The 19,719-nt window shown below is 41.0% G+C and carries 13 protein-coding genes; 7 read left to right on the top strand and 6 right to left on the bottom strand.

All coding sequences use genetic code 11. The features are described from left to right. Positions 1-44: 44 nt before the first annotated feature. The 4 genes from QT327_RS23935 to QT327_RS23920 form a co-directional block, all read right to left on the bottom strand. Positions 45-515 (bottom strand): GNAT family N-acetyltransferase, encoded by a 471-nt coding sequence (locus QT327_RS23935; RefSeq protein ID WP_130854700.1) that lies wholly within the window; start codon positions 513-515, stop codon positions 45-47. 204 nt (positions 516-719) lie between these two features. Beyond that, complete coding sequence (locus tag QT327_RS23930; protein ID WP_130854701.1) at positions 720-1,139, bottom strand: type II toxin-antitoxin system VapC family toxin; 420 nt, start codon at positions 1,137-1,139, stop codon at positions 720-722. Next, complete coding sequence (locus QT327_RS23925; RefSeq protein ID WP_130854702.1) at positions 1,129-1,374, bottom strand: DUF6364 family protein; 246 nt, start codon at positions 1,372-1,374, stop codon at positions 1,129-1,131. The genes QT327_RS23930 and QT327_RS23925 overlap by 11 nt, the downstream gene beginning before the upstream one ends. Before the next feature lie 239 nt (positions 1,375-1,613). Then, positions 1,614-3,677 (bottom strand): helix-turn-helix domain-containing protein, encoded by a 2,064-nt coding sequence (locus QT327_RS23920; protein WP_289554172.1) that lies wholly within the window; start codon positions 3,675-3,677, stop codon positions 1,614-1,616. Positions 3,678-3,972: 295 nt separating this feature from the next. Here QT327_RS23920 and QT327_RS23915 point away from each other — a divergent pair, with 295 nt between their 5' ends. Next, positions 3,973-4,563 carry an ankyrin repeat domain-containing protein gene (locus QT327_RS23915; protein WP_130854704.1) on the top strand — a complete coding sequence of 197 codons (591 nt, stop codon included), beginning with the start codon at positions 3,973-3,975 and terminating at the stop codon, positions 4,561-4,563. Between the two features lie 23 nt (positions 4,564-4,586). Then, positions 4,587-5,633: an acyltransferase family protein gene (locus tag QT327_RS23910; protein ID WP_130854705.1), complete on the top strand. Its 1,047-nt coding sequence runs from the start codon at positions 4,587-4,589 to the stop codon at positions 5,631-5,633. Positions 5,634-5,725: 92 nt separating this feature from the next. Here QT327_RS23910 and QT327_RS23905 read toward each other — a convergent pair whose 3' ends face one another. Beyond that, positions 5,726-8,140, bottom strand: coding sequence for an ABC transporter permease (locus QT327_RS23905; RefSeq protein ID WP_130854706.1), 2,415 nt, complete (start codon positions 8,138-8,140; stop codon positions 5,726-5,728). 429 nt (positions 8,141-8,569) lie between these two features. Between QT327_RS23905 and QT327_RS23900 the strand changes: the two genes are divergently transcribed. From QT327_RS23900 to QT327_RS23880, 5 genes are read left to right on the top strand one after another with little or no spacing between them, the layout of a single operon-like run. Next, the gene (locus QT327_RS23900) at positions 8,570-11,833 is read left to right on the top strand and encodes a SusC/RagA family TonB-linked outer membrane protein (protein WP_130854707.1); all 3,264 of its coding nucleotides are present in this window, start codon (positions 8,570-8,572) and stop codon (positions 11,831-11,833) included. A gap of 10 nt (positions 11,834-11,843) precedes the next feature. Further along, positions 11,844-13,601 carry a RagB/SusD family nutrient uptake outer membrane protein gene (locus QT327_RS23895; RefSeq protein WP_130854708.1) on the top strand — a complete coding sequence of 586 codons (1,758 nt, stop codon included), beginning with the start codon at positions 11,844-11,846 and terminating at the stop codon, positions 13,599-13,601. A gap of 42 nt (positions 13,602-13,643) precedes the next feature. Continuing rightward, on the top strand, positions 13,644-14,396 hold the full coding sequence (locus QT327_RS23890; protein WP_130854709.1) for a rhamnogalacturonan acetylesterase: 753 nt from the start codon (positions 13,644-13,646) through the stop codon (positions 14,394-14,396). Between the two features lie 20 nt (positions 14,397-14,416). After that, entirely contained in the window at positions 14,417-15,631 is a 1,215-nt protein-coding gene (locus QT327_RS23885; RefSeq protein ID WP_130854710.1) for a Gfo/Idh/MocA family protein, read from the top strand. A 33-nt stretch (positions 15,632-15,664) separates the two neighbouring features. Then, entirely contained in the window at positions 15,665-17,158 is a 1,494-nt protein-coding gene (locus QT327_RS23880) for a pectate lyase (protein WP_207303709.1), read from the top strand. A gap of 121 nt (positions 17,159-17,279) precedes the next feature. On the opposite strand, the gene QT327_RS23875 is transcribed toward QT327_RS23880, so the two are convergent. Next, complete coding sequence (locus QT327_RS23875) at positions 17,280-19,682, bottom strand: ABC transporter permease (RefSeq protein WP_130854711.1); 2,403 nt, start codon at positions 19,680-19,682, stop codon at positions 17,280-17,282. Positions 19,683-19,719: the final 37 nt, after the last annotated feature.

The raw sequence follows: 19,719 nt of genomic DNA, 5'->3' as shown, positions 1-19,719 counted from the left end.
TGCGATACCGTACAGTGGATTAAGTTTCGTTAAAGGGAATTTGTCTAGGCGTCTACTTTCTTGATCATTTCAATATGATCAATCCCATCTTCATCATAGACTTCTCCATCCACAACAAATCCAAGTGATTCGTAAAAGGGTGTGGCATATACCTGAGCAGCGATACGGATGGGACCTTCGCCAAATAGCTCATAACACGCTTGAATGGACCGCTTCATCAGCTCTTTTCCCAAGCCGGTTCCTCTGGCGAGCTTGCTGGTAATAATACGGCCAATCGACATTTCCCGATAGGATATACCCGGAGGAACCAAGCGTGCATAGGCCGCCAAGGTTTCGTCCTGATAGATTAATAAATGATGGCACAACTGGTCTTTATTATCGGCATCCAAATAGGCACAATTTTGTTCTACGACAAACACCTCACTTCTTAATCTTAAAAGCGCATATAATTCATAAGGATTAAATGCGTCGAAAAGTCTGATGTACTGCCTGAGGGAGCTAATATCAAGTTTCATAATAGGACAAAGATACAGGCTTTTTTTGTTTAAGTATCAAGTATCAAGCCTGCCTGCCGGTAGGCAGGTATCAAGATATTCTTAAACTCCTATTTGTAGAGTTACGTCTTATATCTCGCTAACGGCATCTTTTTTTAGTCTACTAACCAATAACGAGCCACTAATAACCAATAGTAAAGATTTTAGGAGCCTCTTCTGATTAAATCATGCATTCAATCTAATAAATTCCTGAGGAGAAAGAACGGGTAGAGAAGGGAGGCTGTTTTTCTGAAAATGTTGATCGCGACTAATGACAAAATCAAGTTTATGATGCAGAGCCGTATAATATAATAAAGCATCTTCCACGTCAGTCATAGATGAATGGATCGCCGCCAAAACCTGTTCATGAGGAATTTCGATACTGTCTAAAAAGCTTAATAACGAACCGAGAATTTCTTTTGCTTTAACGGGACCATATGATTTGGTGATCCAGTAAGCACATATTTGTATGACAGAAGGGGATATGTATCCTTTTATCTTCCCTTGTTCCGCCCAGACTATAATGGTTTTTCCTTCTTCATAGGCTTTTCTTTGGAGAACAAAATCTAGTAGAATGTTGACATCCAACAATACTTTAAAAGCCATATTTATCCGCGTTATCCTCAAAATAATCTTTTGCCAAATCCGCTTGATCTTGGATTTCAGGTTTTGGCAAACTTTCAATAAGCTGAACGATTCCTTTTTCAGGCGGCTTTTTCACAATGAATGTTCTAAAATAACTTTCTACAAGCTCGGAAACACTACTGTGTTTTTGGGTGGCATATGCTTTTACCTGTGCCAATAGCTGTTCATCAATAGTTAAATTTAATTTTGCTTTCATGGGCCATTCTTAATAAAGCAAATATACGCATAAATTTACAATATACGCATCCGTTGCGAGCAAGATGTTTTATTTCATTACGAGATGGGCTAAACCGTTAATCATATCTTTCCCGCAGATAAATAAGATTTTCCTCAATCCAAAATTCGTTTAGTGACAGCAAGGAAGTGGTGGAATTCTTGATTTGGTGAATTGGCAGTTTCATCGGGTTGTATTGCACGCTTGCTTTTATACCTCTACTATAGTAATCCCTTTTCTTCTAGCGATACCTTTATCTCCTTGTGCTTATCCCAGAACTTTGTTTTGATGGTATGCATTACCGTCTTGAATTCAGGCAGATTTCTAAAAGGTTTAACTAAAGGATCTCTTTCAAGTAAAAGTATCCAATATTGATAATTATCTACCTTGCTAAATAGCTTCAAGTGATCGAGGGTTTTCTTGCTGTCTTTCAGATAAGCGTAGTACATAGCTAGGTGTACATGCTTATAAATAGATTGGTCATTGTCCGCAAACTCTTTAAAACTGGTTATGAATTTATTCGACTCCTCGTTAAAGCCCAATTTAGCTAGAACGATTCCAACAGTAAGATCTACGTGTTTAAAAATGTCCAATCGTTGAGCTTCACGCAGTTTAATAAATTGCTTGTAATACCGATAAGCGGCTTGATAGTCACCAATGTAACAGTAAACATTTCCTATTTCCTGCAAAATATGGAGTTGTGTACTATCTCTATCCCATTCTTTCAGCAACAACTGTTTTGTTTGTTCGGTATTACTATCTTTGGCAAAAAGGATGGCTGCCTTTACCCAGGTGGCATAGGAATTTTCGGGGTTGTAACTTATCGACTTATTAATGTAATGAAGTGATTCTTCGACAAATCCGGTTTGTATCAGCGCATTGCTGAGGTGTAAATAGTTAACGCTTGTGGTCGTAGAATCTTGTAATCCCGCATTCAACTTAACCCCTAGAAGCGCATACTCGAGGTACTTGGCGGTATTGGGAATAGAATAGTTGTAAAAATCTGATAAAAAGTGGATAGCCAAAATGGAATTAGGATTGTATTCCAAGGCTTTTTCAAGATAGGGAATGGCAGCCTCATGGTCTTTTTGATGTGCATAAAATAAAGCTTTAGCGATCAGGCTCTCGGGCAAAAGAGGGTCGCATAAAAGTGCTTTATCTGCGTAAAAACCCATTTCAGCGGTATAAATTTTTCTTTCTTGAAAAAGATCCAGATAGTAATAGGCGATGGCAGAAACGGCATAAGCAAGGGCAAATTGAGGATCTTCTTTAATAGCCCTTTTGAAATAGCTGATGCCCTGCTCTAAATTGGTACGGCCACCTTTATGTAATAAATCGCTGCCTTTCAAAAAAAGGTCGTATGCCACCAAATTCTCGGTTGGATTTTTTTCAATCCTCGATCGTTCTTCACGAGTAATGGTCGCTTGAACTTCTTTGGCAATGTCTTTGGCAATATCCTGCTGCAATTGAAAAATATCTTTAACCTCTCTGCGGTATTGACGAGACCATAAGTGTCGATCATTTAGAGCTTCAATCAACTGCACATTTAACAAAATTTGGTTACTGATCTTTTGACCGCTCCCCTCTACAAAATAATTTACATTTAGTTCTTTTGCCATCTCAGGGATGGATTTGAATATATTTCTGTACTTTTCGGACGATGTCCTACTCGTTACTTTCAAATCTTTTATTTTTTGAAGGTTATTGAGCGTAGATTCCATGAGACCATTGATTAAATAGACATTAGTGGAATCATTGCTGTCATTTTTGAAAGGTAATACGGCAATCGATTTTTCAAGTGAGCTCTTAGCAGATGAATCTTTCATACCATACCTGAGTAAAGCGATGGCTAATACAACGATTAACCCGGCAGATAGTAAGATAAAAATGAAGCGCCGATTACGGTTTTTGGAAATAGCAGGAGGAGGAATATTTTCCGTTGCTTCTCTTTGACTATTAGCCGCTCCGGGAGGGAAGCCATAATATTCGCGAAAGCACTTGATAAAATAGGACGTGCTGCTAAAACCGACACGGTCTGCTACTTCAGAAACGTTTAAAGAAGACTCCCGTAGCAGATTCATCCCATGCTCTAAACGCACCTGCCTGATTAGTTGACTTACTGACAAATTGCTGAGCTTTCTCACTTTACGGAGTAGGTTTGAACGGCTCATGTTCAACTCTTCAGCTAACTCGGAAACGCCAAACTGCTCATTAGAGAGATTTTTCTCCACGATGGTAGCAATTTGACGGATAAACTCATTTGCAATGGGCTGATAATCAGGCATTGGTTTACATCTTATCTTTTCATATCAAACTTAGACAAATTCCTTTTTATAGGCAATATAATACCGTCACATATAAAAGGAAATTGCTGGTCTCTTCTCTGCGTTTGGAGCTTATTGTTATTAAGGAAATATACCTATTTGAACGATTATGCATCATAATTTATATCGATTCATCATAATTTATATTGTCATCTCTAAACTTGATGGTTTTATCCGCATGGCTATTTAGTGTACCATGTGAACTAGAACGATCTTTACAACATAAAAAAATCGAAAACAACTAATACTAGCCATCATGAAAACGAAAGAAAGAAATTTATCAAAAGCAGCTTTTACATTATCCTTTTTAATAGCCTTGTTTATTATGACTGGATGTCGAGGCGGTTCTAACCAAAAGGAAAATGCTATTGAAGATAAGGACAAGGTTGCCGCTCCAAAAGTTGATATCCACACAGCAGTTATAACGGGAAATTTGGAAGCTGTTCAGCAGCATATCGACGCGGGAACAGATCTAAATAAGAAAGATCCTTATGGAGGGTCAAGTCCGCTAATATCCGCCGCGTTATTTGATAAGCCGGAAATGGTTAAGCTATTAATCGACGCAGGAGCAGATCTGAATTTTCAGAATAAGGAGGGATCCACTGCACTTATTACGGCCGCATTTTTTGGTCGGCCTCATATTGTCAAAATGTTACTGGATAGTGGGGCTGATAAAACAATAAAGAATAAATATGGAGCTACAGCCTACGAATCTGTAGCAGCGCCCTTCAGCGAAGTCAAGAGTACCTATGATATGATGGGTAAAATGCTTGAGCCTTTTGGATTGGAGTTGGATTACGCATATCTCGAAAAAATTCGACCGGAGATAGCCGCCCAATTGAAATAATATACAAAGAAAAAGGAAAGAATATGCCAGTACTAGATAGAAGATACGATATTGATTGGATGCGGGTCATCGCGATTGCATTGCTCTTGATATATCATATAGCAATCGGTTTCCAGCCTTGGGGGATGATGATCGGCTTTATCACGAATGAAAAATCATGGGATGCTTTGTGGATCCCTATGAGCATGATGAACATATGGCGGATACCACTTTTATTTTATGTGTCAGGGATGGGTGTTTATTTTGCCATGAGAAATAGAAGCTGGAAACAACTTTTTCTGGAGAGAGCCAAAAGGATATTACTTCCATTTCTTTTTGGGATGCTATCGATCGTTCCGCTCCACCTTTATATATGGCAAAGGTATTACCATTTTGATACAGCCTATTTACCCGGTCCCGGCCATCTATGGTTTCTTGGTAACCTTTTTGTTTATGTTATCATGTTCGCGCCGATTTTTTTCTATTTAAAGCGGCAAGAACATAGTCGGCTAGTGAATAGCATGAAAAAGACATTTAGTAGTCCGCAAGGCATACTATTAGTAATGAGTGTATTTATCGCCGAAGTTTTATTAATTGATCCGATGCCTTTTGAATTGTATGCGATGACATGGCATGGTTTCGTTCTGGGGATGCTGGCGTTCTTCTTCGGCTTTTGTTTTGTCTTGTGTGGTGCTACCTTTTGGCATATGATTCTAAGGTGGCGATGGCTGTTTCTTGCGTTTGCAGTAACCTTTTTTATAATAAGGATTACTTATTTTCAGTCTTCAGCGCCGACTTATATGCTGTCTATTGAGTCGAATTGCTGGATTATTTCATTTTTTGCATTTGCTTACAAATATTTCAATTATCCCAGTAGCATACTTTGCTATTTAAGCCGTGCGGCGTATCCATTTTACATACTTCATATGATTTTTCTTTACCTTGGATCTTATTTTATCTTTCCATTGGATATAGATGTACGTATTCAATTTGTTTTGGTTTTGCTCGCTACGATAACCGCTTGTTTCCTTACTTATGAATTCCTTATCAGAAGAATACCTTTCATCAGATTACTATTTGGATTAAAATGAAATCATCGCTATTATTATTCTATTTGTTATCAGCTCTTAATAGAACATAGCAAAATAACCGACAACTAATAACCAACAACTAATAACCAGCCTCACTCATTGCGCAAACTATTCACCGGATTGGCCAATGCGGCCTTAATTGCTTGAAAGCTGATCGTTACAAAAGCGATGATCAGGGCCATAACTAAAGCAAAACCAAAAATCCACCATTCCATCTCAATGCGATAAGCAAAGTCGTTTAACCAGTTGCTCATAACATACCACGCCAAGGGAAGAGCGATGACCGCAGCAATGAGGACTAGACGTAAAAAATCGGTAGAAAGTAGTCGAATAATGGTTGTGGTACTGGCGCCTAGTACTTTTCGAATACCTATTTCTTTGACGCGCTGTGTGATGGTAAAAGCAGAAAGGCCGAACAAGCCCAAACAGGCGATGGCAATGGCAATACACGAAAATAAGGTAAATATTACCTGTTGTTGCTGTTCCGCTTTATAAAGATCGGCAAAACGGTCATCCAAAAAAGTATAAGTAAAAGGTGTTTCCGGTAAGTATTTTTCCCAGACTGCTTGTAAGTGCGCTAAAGCTTGCTGGACATTCCCGTTAACCTTAATCGAAATTCGCCCGTAACCATTCTCATCAGTAGAACTAAACAAAACTAAGGGCAAAATGCGTTGATGTAAAGATTCGAAATTGAAATCGTTCATAACGCCGACAATTTGTCCCGCCCTCGTGTCGTATTTAAAAGGTTTACCAATCGCGTCTTCCGGCGTTAATCCCAGAACACGAACTGCAGCTTCGTTCAGAATAAAGGATGAAGTGTCTCGATCATTATCGGCGCGAAAATTCCTGCCGGTAATGATATCTATTCCATAAGTAGGGATAAAACCGGCATCGCTACGTACATATTTGATATCAGCCTTTGAAGGAGCGAGGCCATTTCCTAAGTTAATTTGCGACCCGGCCGCATCTAACAACCTTCCCGAAGGAATTCGGCTTGATCGTCCTACTTCCTTAACGTTCGGGTTAGCCAATAGGCTGGTTTTAAACGATTGAAAAGTACCATCCAGTCCTTGGTTATTATTAAGCACAACGATCTGTTCTTTGTTAAAACCCAAACTTTTGTTTTGGATGTACTGAAGTTGCCTGAATACAATCAGGGTACCAACGATCAATATAATGGAAATGGAAAACTGAAAAACTACAAGTGCCTTTCGGAGCGAAAATGTATGCTCGCCGGTTTTGAAAATACCTTTCAGTACTTTGATAGGTTGGAAACCGGAAAGAAATAGGGCGGGATAAATGCCTGATAACACACCAATAATGAAGGGAAGAATCGTAATGGCAATTAAAATGGGGACTTGTAGCAGGTGGTTTAGCGTAAAGGTCTTTCCGGCCAGTAGATTTAATCCGGACAATGCCATTCCTGTCAATACAACCGATATCAACGAGGCCAGTAAGCAGAGCAGGACACTTTCGCTTAAGAACTGATAAATCAATTCTGTTTTCTCTGCTCCAACTACTTTCCGGATTCCAATTTCTTTTGCACGCAGGGCGGAGCGTGCGGTGGACAGGTTCATATAATTGATACAGGCGATCAGTAAAATAAAAAGACCTATTATAGAGAAGATATAAACCCGTTTGATATCGCCGTTTTCTTCCAATTCGGAATCCTTATGAGAATGAAGGTGAATATCTGTTAGTTTTCTTAACGAAAGGAAGGTCCACTCCTGGGCTTTATTGTCGGCACCGGGAATATGTCTGTTTAAGAAAGACGGAAATTGTGTTTCCAGTTTGCCGGCATTGTAATCTTTAGGCAACAAAACATAGGTATAAAACGCGTTGTTTCCCCAATTGGTACGAAGTTGTTCCTCTCCGTATATTGCAGTATCCCTTAATGTAGAAAAAGAGACCATGATATTGGGATGCCAATGCGCATTGGAAGGAAGCGATTTATAAACGCCCGTTACCGTACCGGTAAGCTTTTGGTCAACTTTTAACAACTTATTTAAAGGGTTTTCCGTTCCGAAATACTTCTTGGCCATTTCTTCCGAAAGCATTATGGAATAAGGTTCTTGCAGTGCCGTTTTCGGATCACCTTTAGTTACCGTAAAATCAAAGACCTTAAAAAGGTCTTCATCCGCACAGTAGACATTATCCTCATTGAATACCTTGTCCTGGTATTGAAAGGTCATACCCCCAATAGGAAGTATGCTGGTCAGTGCCTGAATTTCCTTAAAGTCGTTTTGTAATAAAGGACCAACAGGCGGCGCAACCGCACCGAGTTCTAGGGAGACGCTTTTACTCTCTGTATTTAAGAAAGTTCGTTCTACTCGGTAGATTTGGTCTGCCTTGCTATTATAGCGGTCATAACTCAGTTCATCAAGTACATACAAGGCGATGAGTAGGCAACAGGTGATTCCGATACTCAAACCAAACAAGTTGATGAAGGAAACGAATTTGTAGCGTAACAAATTTCGCCAAGCGATTTTTATGTAATTTTTTAACATGGTATCAAGTATTAAGTATCAAGCCTGCCTGCCGGTAGGCAGGTATCAAGAGATGTTAAAAGCTCCTTTACGACGTTGCGTCTTACCCGCTAGTCAGACAATCTTGCGTCTTATATCTTTACTCAACTTTATTGCCATAACAAAAAGAGTCCTTTTTAGCCGTTTGGGCTATTGTTATTTCAATTGTTGTTCGAATATGGACAACCGGTGTTCGTATTCGAACACTATTGAAACCTGCCAGTTTTCGGCAACGTTCTCGTTAATAGCTTGATCATTTTCATGAAAGCAATGCGGTTAACTGATATTTTTGGAATACGAGGAGTATATATTGCTTTATATTCCTGTACAACAGCCAATTTTTACCAATATAAACTCAGGGTCGTGTTATCCGCGTCCTATTAGGAGCGGAAAAAACCTACTGTTTAAATTATGAAACGAAAAAAAACCTATCCAACAGCTTTATTAGGGCTACTCGTAGTGCTCCTTTTGTACGGAAAAGGATATGCACAACAAAACAAGACAAGTGAAACTATTCGCGGCACCGTTCGGGATGCGGATTCGAAGGAACCGATTAAAGGGGCTACCGTGCTAGTTCTCAGATCATCCGTCGTTACGCAGACGGATGAAAATGGCCATTTTCAGCTATCACTTCCAGCGGGTAATAATGCCGTCTTGGTTGTCAGATCAATGGGGTATTTACAGAAAGAGATACCGATTACGAACCAGCAAACACTGCAGATCGCGCTCAAAAAAGACCAAGTAATGCTGGATGAGGTGGTGGCTATCGGATATGCTACCGTGAACCGGAAAGACCTAACAGGCTCAGTTTCTTCCCTAAATGATAAACAATTAAAAGACATCCCCATTAATTCAGCCGCGGAAGCACTTACCGGCAGGCTGGCAGGTGTGCAGGTAACTACATCAGAAGGCTCACCAGGGGCTAATGTCCAGTTGAAAATTCGAGGAGGAGGTTCTATTACCCAAGATAATTCACCCTTATATATTATTGATGGTATACAAGTAGAAGATGGCCTCAATAGCTTGTCCCCTCAAGATATCGCATCCATTGACGTGTTGAAAGACGCCTCTTCTACAGCAATTTACGGGGCACGAGGAGCGAATGGTGTCGTGATTATCACCACAAAAGGCGGAAGGGAAATGAAAACGGAGATAGGCTACAGTAATATTTTTGGCTTAAAGCAATTGGCGAATAAGTTGGATGTGATGCATCCTTATGATTTCGTAATCAGGCAGTATGAACGTACGAGAGGAAACAGCAGTATGGAAGAGGGCTTTGCCACAATGTACGGTCAATGGAATGAACTGGAAAAATATAAAAACGAACCTTTTATAGACTGGCAACAGAAAACATTTGGCAACGATGCATTCATGCAGACGCATAATCTGAGTATTACGGGCGGTACAGAAGCCATTCAATATAACTTAAGCTTAACCAGCAATGATGAGGAAGGTATTATGCTTAACTCAGACTTTAATCGGAAAATGCTCAATTTTCGATTCGATAATAAGGTAAACAGTAAACTGAAAGTTGGTTTTAATGTTCGCTACAATAATCAAAAAATAAACGGAGCGGGAACTTCAGATGAATCGGGGTCGACTTATAATATGCTTCGGCATACCATAAAATATAGGCCTCTTACTGTTGGCGGTTTGTCGGAAGAAGAGCTGGATGAAGCCTATTATGAAGAGACCAATACAGGAAATGCGCTTGGTATTATAAATCCGGTAGAGCTAAGCAATGCACAATACAGAAATAGACATACACGCGTCACCAACCTGAATGGCTATGCCAATTATGTGTTCAACGACTGGCTTTCATTCCGCACGGCAGCGGGTTTTAACTATCAACTCGAAGACATTAATCGTTTTGATGATGGGATCACTTCAAGGGCCAGAACATTAGGTGCGCGCTTGCCTATGGTATCACTCTTGGGTACCGAACGCAACAGTTTTAACAACAGTAATGTCTTAACCTTTAAGATACAGCGCGAGCAACATCATATCGATGCGATTGTAGGGAATGAATTTTATACCATATCGTCCAAGAGGACAGAAAACCAATTGCGCTATTTTCCAGAGGGGATTAATGCTGAAAAGGCGCTGGCCCAATTAAGCCTCGGTACGGTTATTCCAACCTATCCGCAAACCTATAATTCCGAAACACGTACGGTCTCTTTTTTCAATCGAACAAACTACGCTTTCGCGGATAAATATTTGGCTTCCTTTAGCATACGTGCCGATGCATCTTCTAGATTCGCTTCCGATAAACGTTGGGGTTTCTTTCCTTCTGGCTCCATCGCCTGGCGGCTTTCAGCAGAACCTTTCCTGAAAAATATGCCTTTCATTTCGGATATAAAATTGAGGGCAAGCTATGGCTCCGCTGGAAATGACAGAATAGACGACTACTTGTTTTTAAATATCTTCGGTATTGGTTCTAAATATGCCCTCAATGAGCAAATACTACCGGGGCTGGCGGTTAATGATTTGGCAAATCGTGATCTGATATGGGAAACTACGGTATCTAAAAACATTGGGTTGGACCTTGCCCTGTTTAACTCCCGTATACAGCTTACGATAGATGCCTATCACAATAAAGTGAACGATTTATTGTTAAACGTACCTATACCGACTACCTCAGGGTATAAAACACAGTTACAGAATATCGGTAATACGTCCAATAAGGGCATCGAATTTCAACTCAATGCCACGGCCGTCAGCAATAAGAACTTTACGTGGAATACGGCATTCAATTTATCTTTTAACCGTAATCGGATTGACAAATTATCCAACAGCCAGTCTTATTATTATGAATACTCTGGTTTTGGCATCTCTGGTCAACCGGCAGATTATGTCGTGCAGGTAGGTCAATCTGTTGGTACTATGTATGGCTTTGTATCAGACGGCTTCTATTCAGTGAACGATTTTCATTATGATCCGGCGACTTCCATTTATACGCTAAAAGATGGTGTGGTGGATGTTTCTAATGCCATCGGCACTGCCCAGCCGGGATGGATGAAATTGAAAGACCTCGACGGTAACAACCGGATTGATGAAAATGATAAGACTATCATTGGCGATGCGACACCTAAATTTTCGGGCGGTTTGTATCAGCAATTCACCTATAAGAATTTTGATATGAGCATTTTTTTGAATTTCGTGTACGGAAACAAAATTTACAATGCCAATAAGATAGAATTTACCAATGGTTACAGCAGCAATTCAAACTCCTTAGCAATTATGAATGATCGTTGGAAGACCATCGATGGTAATGGCCAGGTAGTACAGCAAGTGGTAACCGAGGGAGGAAAGCAGGTGGTAAAAGGGATAGCACCTGATGCCTTGGCCGCCTTGAATCAGAATGCCGGTATCTGGATGCCCATCAGCGGTGTAGGTGCTTGGTACCCTACATCTTGGGCAATGGAAGACGGATCTTTTTTGAGGATAAATAACATCACTTTTGGCTATACTTTTCCGAGTGCTATGCTTCATAAAATCAAACTTAAAAAGTTAAGAGTTTATGGTACCGTGAATAATTTAGCGGTGTTTACCAATTATTCAGGTTATGATCCCGAGGTGAATACACGGAGAGCCGTGCCCACGACACCTGGAGTTGATTATTCAGCTTACCCAAGAAGTAAAACATTTATTATCGGTCTTAATCTTACGCTTTAATACCATGATCATGATATCCAAGATTCATTTAAAAAGAATAATCCTTGTTCTTGTACTTTCCGTATCGCTATTTTCATGCAAGAACTATTTGGACCTGGAACCGCCCTCTGCGTTCAGTGAAAATTATGTATTCAGTAACCTGCCTAATGCAAGAAGTGCGGTACTAGGCGTATATGATCGTTTATCGGGTTTACAAGCCTATGGCAGTCGGTTAAGCTTGATGTATCCTTACGACAGTGATGAAATGGTTGGTGTTTTGAATGGTGCCGCTCCAGATAACAGTTCCAGAGACTTATCCCGCTATAATTTACAGGCAACCAATGCACAGCTCGCGGGGCCTTTTGAACAATTATATGCAGGTGTCGAACGAGCTAATATTTGTATTAAAAACATTCCCGCAATGGATCAGTACAGCAATGGTACGGCCTCTGAACAGTTGGAACTAAAGAGATTGCACGGAGAGGCTCTCACCCTTAGGGCACAGTTTTATTTTGAGCTTATTCGAAATTGGGGGGATTTACCGGCACCTTTCGAACCAGCAGCCGACCAGGCGGAGCTTACCCTGCCAAAGGTTGATCGTGATACGATCTACAATCGTTTGATTGCAGATCTGAAAACTGCGCAAGAGCTGTTACCCTGGCGTACGGAAGCAAGTAACGATGAGCGTATTACGAAAGGAGCCGCAAAGGCCTTACGGGCAAGGCTGGCTCTGTATCGTGCTGGCTTTTCCCTTCGCAGAAGTAACCGTATGGAACGAACAGGTGATTACCTGTCTTTTTATCAGATTGCCCGAGATGAATGTTATGAACTCATGCAACATCGGGAACAACATACCCTCAATCCAAGCTTTCAGGCGGTATTCAAAGATGGAATTGATGCGTATACGCTCGACCCACATGGCGAAATCTTATTTGAAGTAGCTATGGGACGTGAAACAGATAGTAATTTAGGGTATTATGATGGACCGCGATTTTATGTGCCGGGAAATACCTCTTTATTAGGAAATGGCCAGATTAGAATTATTCCTGCTTATTTTTATGCCTTTGATTCGTTGGATACCCGACGGGATGTTACCTGTGCACCTTATTATAATGATCCGGATTATAGTAAAAAGGTGCAACCCTTGTTGAATATGACCAGCGGAAAATTCCGTTCGGATTGGATCAATCCGCGCCTTTCCTCCGCCATTCAGGCAACGGGTTTAAATTGGCCACTAATCCGATTTTCTGATGTCCTATTGATGTTTGCGGAGGCTGAAAATGAACTCCATAATGGGCCCACAAGCGAGGCCATATTAGCCTTACAGGAAGTGAGAACCCGTGCTTACGGTGGAAACGAAACCGGAAATATTCCAAACGACAAAGAGGGGTTTTTTAACAGCTTGGTACAGGAACGTTACCTTGAATTTGGCGGCGAGGGGATCAGAAAATACGACCTTATTCGCTGGAATCTGATTGGTCAGAAGATACAAGAGGTGCGGGATGTGTTGACTAAAATGAAAAATAAGGTAGCTCCCTATGATCAACTCCCGCAGTACATGTATTATAAACCGGCAGAACAGGAAGTTGTATGGGGAAATTCGTTGTATAAAGCGAGTCCTGCAATCGCGCCTGAGGGTTTTGTAAGAGTAAATTGGATGGCAGCCTTAACAGATGTTTGGATTACCAATGTTGCCCAGCTTTTTAGGGCCAATCACAGCGAGCTATTTCCGATTCCACAGACCGCGATCGATGCCAACCCGAACCTAACACAAGACTATGGTTATTAATTGTAAACATTTAATCGCAGCGAGATGATACCCTACCGTTATATGAAAAAGTTTGGCCTGATATTAGGCCTTATATGTCTATTTAGCTTTAAACAAACCGAAGAGATACATATTTATTCCATTGGTGATTCTACCATGGCCGATTATAGGGCAAGTTATCTCGATAAATTTGGTAAAGGATACCCCATCCGTGGTTGGATGCAGCTTACACCCTCTTTATTTACAGAACACGTACATATACATAATGAGGCAATGAGCGGGCGCAGTTCAAAAAGTTTCCGTGATGAGGGCTTTTGGTCGAAGGTCATACAACAGGTTAAGGCTGGTGATTACGTATTTATTCAGTTTGGCCATAATGACGCCAAACCAGATACGGCCAGGCATACAGAGCCATATACGACCTTCAAGCAAAATATAGAACGCTATGTTCGAGAGGTACAGGCAAAAAAAGCATATCCCATTCTATTTACATCCATACCACATCGGAAGTTCGATCAAGAAGGGCATATCGTAGATACCCACGGCGCTTATTTAACGGTTGTAGGTGAAGTAGCGAAGTTAACACATACACCGCTTATCGATTTACATGCACTGGTAGCTGCTTTTTTAGAAAAAACAGGGCCGGAGCAATCCAAGAAATTATTTTTACATATTCCACCTGGAAAATTTGCTTCTTTACCCAAGGGGAAAAAGGACGATACCCATCTATCGGAATTTGGTGCGAAGTGTGTTGCCGGGCTCGCAGTTTCCGCGTTGAAAGAAACCAACTTACCACTCCGCGCATATATTAAATAACCGTTAATTCTTAACCAATCATGAAAAAATTTAATCATTATTCTAGAAAAGAGTTTTTAACGCGCAGCGGACTGATGCTCTCCTCACTGGCGTTGGATAAACTGCCTTTGTTTTCGAGCAGACTATCAACTGATCAAGTACAGGTAGGTATTATTGGAACCGGGTCGCGGGGTACCGGTTTAGCTAAAATATTAATGGGAATAAACGGGGTGAAGATCACTGCATTATGCGACGTTTATCCACCTCATCTTAATAAAGCCCGTCAGATAGTAGGAGATAAGGTGTCGACCTACACGGATTATCGAAAATTGTTGGAAGACAAAAACATCGAGGCTGTCGTTATTGCTACACCGCTCTTTTTACACCATCCGATGGCGAAAGATGCTATACAAGCTGAAAAACACGTCTATCTTGAGAAAGCCATGGCCTATGATATTCCACAGGCAATCGACTTACGGAAGGTTGTTGAGGCGTCTTCGAAGGTATTCCAAGTAGGGTTTCAATATCGCTATTTCGCGCTTTATCATAAGGTGAAGGAAGTAATTAGTCAAAATTGGTTAGGTAAGATTACACATTTTGAGTGTCAATATAATCGAAATTCTAATTGGCGTTTTCCGGTAAATAATCCGAAAGATGAAAAGCTGATCAATTGGCGGATGTATCGCGCCTATTGTGGCGGACCCCTATCCGAATTATGTGCACATCAGATTGATGCGGTGCATTACTTACTGGATAAGAGACCTATAAAAGTTGTTGGGTTTGGAGGCGTCAATTATTGGAAAGATGGTCGGGAGACTTATGATCATATTCGAACGGTTTATGAATATCCCGAAGGCATCCAGTCGAGCGTAACCTCTGTGCTGTCAAACGCTTATAACGGCTATAATATACGGATTTTAGGAGATCGGGCCACCTTAGAGATCCAAAGGGATAAAGCGTTTATTTATGCAGAGTCGACAAAGAACCAACAAGGTACTGTTGATGGCGTTACCGGCGCCACGCTTCTGGCTAGAACACAAGGAGAAGCCGAAGAGCTGATTTTTAAGGAAAAGAATGAGCAGCTACCCGATCCTTCCGTGCTTTCTTTACAACACTTTATTCATTGCATCGTGACCAATGATAAGCCTTTATCTAATGCGCATACGGCATATGATAGTACAATTGCCATACATATGGGCAATTTAGCAGCCGAGACGGAAACCGTTCAACACTGGAAACCCGAGTATACGCCATGACCTTATATCCTAAACAATCAATAAATCGCTATTATGGAAAGAATTAAATGGATGTTCATTGGCCTTGTAACATTAATTTCTTGTAGCAAGGCAACAATTGACACACCGTCAAAACAATTGACAAGTACTCGAAACGTACTGCCTAATGATGTTCTTGTGGCATTTCCGGGGGCTGAGGGATACGGAAAATTCGCTACAGGTGGACGAGGAGGAACGGTGTATTACGTAACCAACTTGAATAACTCGGGCCCCGGAAGTTTAAGAGATGCGGTAAGCCAACCCAATCGAACGGTACTGTTCAAGGTTTCGGGGACGATTTTTCTGGAAAGCAACTTATTTATTGCTCAAAATAATATCACCATTGCCGGACAGTCGGCCCCGGGGGATGGGATTTGTATTGCGGGGTATGGAACCGCAATACGGGCAAATAATATCATCATCAGGTATCTTCGGTTTAGACTGGGTGATATTAACGGTATCACAACGGATGCACTCTATACGTCGCTTCCGGCAGCGGGTGGCACCCCTTATGCAAATATTATTATTGATCATTGTTCCTTAAGCTGGTCGGTAGACGAAATCGGTTCGTTTTACGGTATCACGGATTTTTCGCTCCAATGGTGTATACTGAGCGAAAGCTTATATAAATCGGCCCATGAAAAAGGGACGCATGGCTATGGAGGAATCTGGGGAGGGAATAGATCTTCGTTTCATCATAATCTGCTAGCTCATAATTCAAGTAGAAATCCTCGTTTTTCAGGAACATTGGCTGCTACCGGTCCAGACGAAGAGTTGGTAGACTTCCGCAATAACGTCATCTATAATTGGGGTAATATAAATTCCACTTATGGCGGAGAGAATGGCGACTACAATATGGTTAACAACTATTATAAATATGGCCCTGCTACACCGGGGAGTACCCTAAGTAGTATAAGCAATAAGAGGAACCGGATCTTGCAATATACCAGTTATAGTATTTCCGCCGGTGATACCGTATGGGGTGGGAGGTTCTTTATCCAAGGGAATTTTGTTGACGGATTTCCAGACGTAAGTGCTGACAATTGGGAGAAAGGGGTGCAACGCGACAGCTATTCCGGTGCAGCAGCACTTATTGCGGCTGCCAAACAAAGTTCGCCCTTCCCGACTTTACCGATGCTTACCAGTACAGCAGAAGACGCCTATGAGGAAGTGTTGAACAATGTAGGTGCAGTATTGCCCAAGCGAGATACTATCGATAAACGAATTATTCAGGAAGTAAGAAACAAAACAGCGACCTATGAGGGGGCTACTTATGCCTTGGTAAATACGACGGGTATCCTGCATCCGTCTGGTATCATCGATAGTCAACAAGACGTGGGTGGATGGCCCACACTGCAAAGTATTACACCACCTGATGATTCAGATGGAGATGGTATACCAGATGCTTGGGAAACGGATCACCAGCTCGACCCAAATAACCCAAGCGACGGGAACAACTATGCTGCCGATGGATATACAATGCTCGAGAAATATTTGAATAGTTTGTAAGGCATGACAACACTTCCTGTCCGTTTTTAGTTATTCGTTATCCGTTCTTAGTCTGGTATGACAAATAACCAATAACGAGTAACTAATAACCAATAACCAATAACGAGTAACCAATAACCCATTACTCACTTCTCAACGATTTTATTGGATTAACCGTAGCAGCCCTTACAGACCGGAAACCGATGGTGACAATAGCAATAACAAAGGTAATGGCGACAGCAAGCAGGAAAACATTAAGTCCTATTTCAATTTTGTAAGAAAAATCCTGTAAATAGGTTTTCATGCCCCACCAGGCGACCGGCGCAGCAATCATAAATGCAATGACCAGTAAACGGACGAATTCCCTCCCAAAAATCCATAGAATATCCGGAATGGTAGCGCCCAAAACTTTGCGGACACCAATTTCCTTAGTTTTATGAAAGGCCATAAACGATATGAGGCCGTATAAACCAAGGCAGCCGATTAAAATAGCTACCAATGCAAAAGCTTGAATCAGTTTTAAGAGGGTGTTATCGGTTTCATAGAATTGTGCAACTGCTTCATCCATAAATTGGTGAGAGTATACATAATCAGGATAGGTTTCACTCCATATTTTTTCAAAAGAGGCTAATGTGGAAGTGAGGTGTTGACTGCTCAATTTAATGGAACAATTAACATATTCTTTGTTGTTAGATGCAATGCAAATAGCGTCCTTTTCGTTACGAAAGGAATAATTATAGAAATCTTTCACCACACCAACAATAGGACCACTATAAGCTGTGCCATTTATGGTGATATTTTTTCCAATTACTTCTTCTGCTGACGTTAGATTAAGCTTTTTGACAAAAGTTTCATTCACCAAAAATTCGTTAATGGTGTCAGACCGATGGATGTTCCTGCCGGCTGCCAAACGCATATTGAATGTAGACAAGTATTGGTCGTCTGCATATTTCAAATTGATGCTCCATCTTTCTTCTTCTGTCCGTGTATCATAGCGTACGCCGGTTGTTCTGTTCGATCGGGAAGCAGGAGGTTGAAAATTTAAGGAAACAGCTTGAACACCGTTGACGTTTTCAAGGCGGTTCTTGAGCGTCAACTTTTTATCGGCGTGATCACGATCCGCTTCCGGAATAGGGAGGTTGACAATAGCGCTTTTATCAAAACCAAGATCGGTATTATTGACATAATTTATCTGCCTCGCGATGATTAAAGTGCCAATGATAAGCATCTGTGAAATAGCAAATTGCCCTACTACCAATGATCTCCGTAAAGCAAAACCACCGACCTCGCGTTGAGTTATTTTGCTCCTTAGGGCTTGAATGGGTTTAAAACCGGCCAATACCAAGCCTGGATAAAACCCGGAGAGAAAAATAACAAAAGAAACAACACTTATTAAAAATACGGGCATTTGCCAAGCACTGAATAGATTTAAACGTATTTCGGATTGGAAGAGATCATTGATACTTGGCAAAAGCACCGATGCAAGCCCACATGCGATTAACGTAGAGATCAAAGTAATAAGTGCTGTTTCTGAAATAAACTGCCAAAAAAGTTGTTTCCGTTGGCTGCCCAGTACTTTTCGGATACCGATTTCTTTCGCACGATTGATCGCTTGTGCCGTAGCTAGGTTTGTGAAGTTAATACAGGCAGTAGAAAGCAATAATAGGCCGATAAATAACAACGCGTATAAATAATTTTTATTGACGGCGCCATTATAAACAGGGTTAAAATGAATGTCTCTTAGTGGTTGTAATTTGAAATTCCAAACCTTTGCATCCCGGCCTGGGTAATGTTTTTCTGAAGTTTGCCGCAGCGCTTTTTCAACCACATCCGCGCTTATACCTTCTTTCAACAAGGTGTAACATTGCGTGCCGCTGTATACACCATTCCAGGCATCGTCGCGAGCTAACTCGGGATCTCGATCCTTTAAGTTCGCGAAGGAGAGGAATATTTCACTTTGAAGATCTGTGTTGTTTGGTAAATCTTGTAGGACAGCTTTAACTGTGAAATCAGTGTTATTATTGACTTTGATCACTTGTCCTAAAGGGTTGCTATCTCCAAAATATTTTTTTGCGATTTTTTCAGTGATGATTGCTGTGTTCGGATCTGTAAGGACTTCTGCCGACTCACCTTTTAAAATAGGAAAAGTAAAGATGGAGAAGTAGGCGGATTCTGTATAGGCGATTGAGCTTTCCTCATTAAATTTCTTCTTGTCCGGTGTTCCCGGTAGCGTGACTAAGACATCCCGAAAATTAATCGACCTTGCCGTATATTCGTCGAGATTAAAGTCCTCGCGAAAGGCCTTACCTAAGGGGCTAGGAACGCCAGCGGAATGATCAACAATATCATCTTGCCATTCTGTAACCAAACGATAGATTCGTTCTTTATCTTCGTGGAAATTGTCAAAACTAAAATGGTAATTGACCAACGCGAAAATCAGCAAGGCGCAGGTGATTCCTAAGGTGAGCCCGAATACATTAATGATGGTAAAGGATGTATTCCTTCTAATATTTCGCCAAGCGATTTTTATGTAGTTTTTTAACATAATCGTTATTTGTTATCCGTTATTAGTTCCTAGTAAG

The organism is Olivibacter sp. 47, assembly GCF_030372825.1.
Classification (GTDB): domain Bacteria; phylum Bacteroidota; class Bacteroidia; order Sphingobacteriales; family Sphingobacteriaceae; genus Olivibacter; species Olivibacter oleidegradans.
The sequence above is the reverse complement of the archived record's forward strand: the minus strand, read 5'-3'. Positions and strand labels throughout refer to the sequence as shown.

Coding starts and splice junctions, on each gene's coding strand:
- QT327_RS23935 (WP_130854700.1), bottom strand. CDS start 515: ATGAAACTTGATATTAGCTCCCTCAGGCAGTACATCAGACTTTTCGAC.
- QT327_RS23930 (WP_130854701.1), bottom strand. CDS start 1,139: ATGGCTTTTAAAGTATTGTTGGATGTCAACATTCTACTAGATTTTGTT.
- QT327_RS23925 (WP_130854702.1), bottom strand. CDS start 1,374: ATGAAAGCAAAATTAAATTTAACTATTGATGAACAGCTATTGGCACAG.
- QT327_RS23920 (WP_289554172.1), bottom strand. CDS start 3,677: ATGCCTGATTATCAGCCCATTGCAAATGAGTTTATCCGTCAAATTGCT.
- QT327_RS23915 (WP_130854704.1), top strand. CDS start 3,973: ATGAAAACGAAAGAAAGAAATTTATCAAAAGCAGCTTTTACATTATCC.
- QT327_RS23910 (WP_130854705.1), top strand. CDS start 4,587: ATGCCAGTACTAGATAGAAGATACGATATTGATTGGATGCGGGTCATC.
- QT327_RS23905 (WP_130854706.1), bottom strand. CDS start 8,140: ATGTTAAAAAATTACATAAAAATCGCTTGGCGAAATTTGTTACGCTAC.
- QT327_RS23900 (WP_130854707.1), top strand. CDS start 8,570: ATGAAACGAAAAAAAACCTATCCAACAGCTTTATTAGGGCTACTCGTA.
- QT327_RS23895 (WP_130854708.1), top strand. CDS start 11,844: ATGATATCCAAGATTCATTTAAAAAGAATAATCCTTGTTCTTGTACTT.
- QT327_RS23890 (WP_130854709.1), top strand. CDS start 13,644: ATGAAAAAGTTTGGCCTGATATTAGGCCTTATATGTCTATTTAGCTTT.
- QT327_RS23885 (WP_130854710.1), top strand. CDS start 14,417: ATGAAAAAATTTAATCATTATTCTAGAAAAGAGTTTTTAACGCGCAGC.
- QT327_RS23880 (WP_207303709.1), top strand. CDS start 15,665: ATGGAAAGAATTAAATGGATGTTCATTGGCCTTGTAACATTAATTTCT.
- QT327_RS23875 (WP_130854711.1), bottom strand. CDS start 19,682: ATGTTAAAAAACTACATAAAAATCGCTTGGCGAAATATTAGAAGGAAT.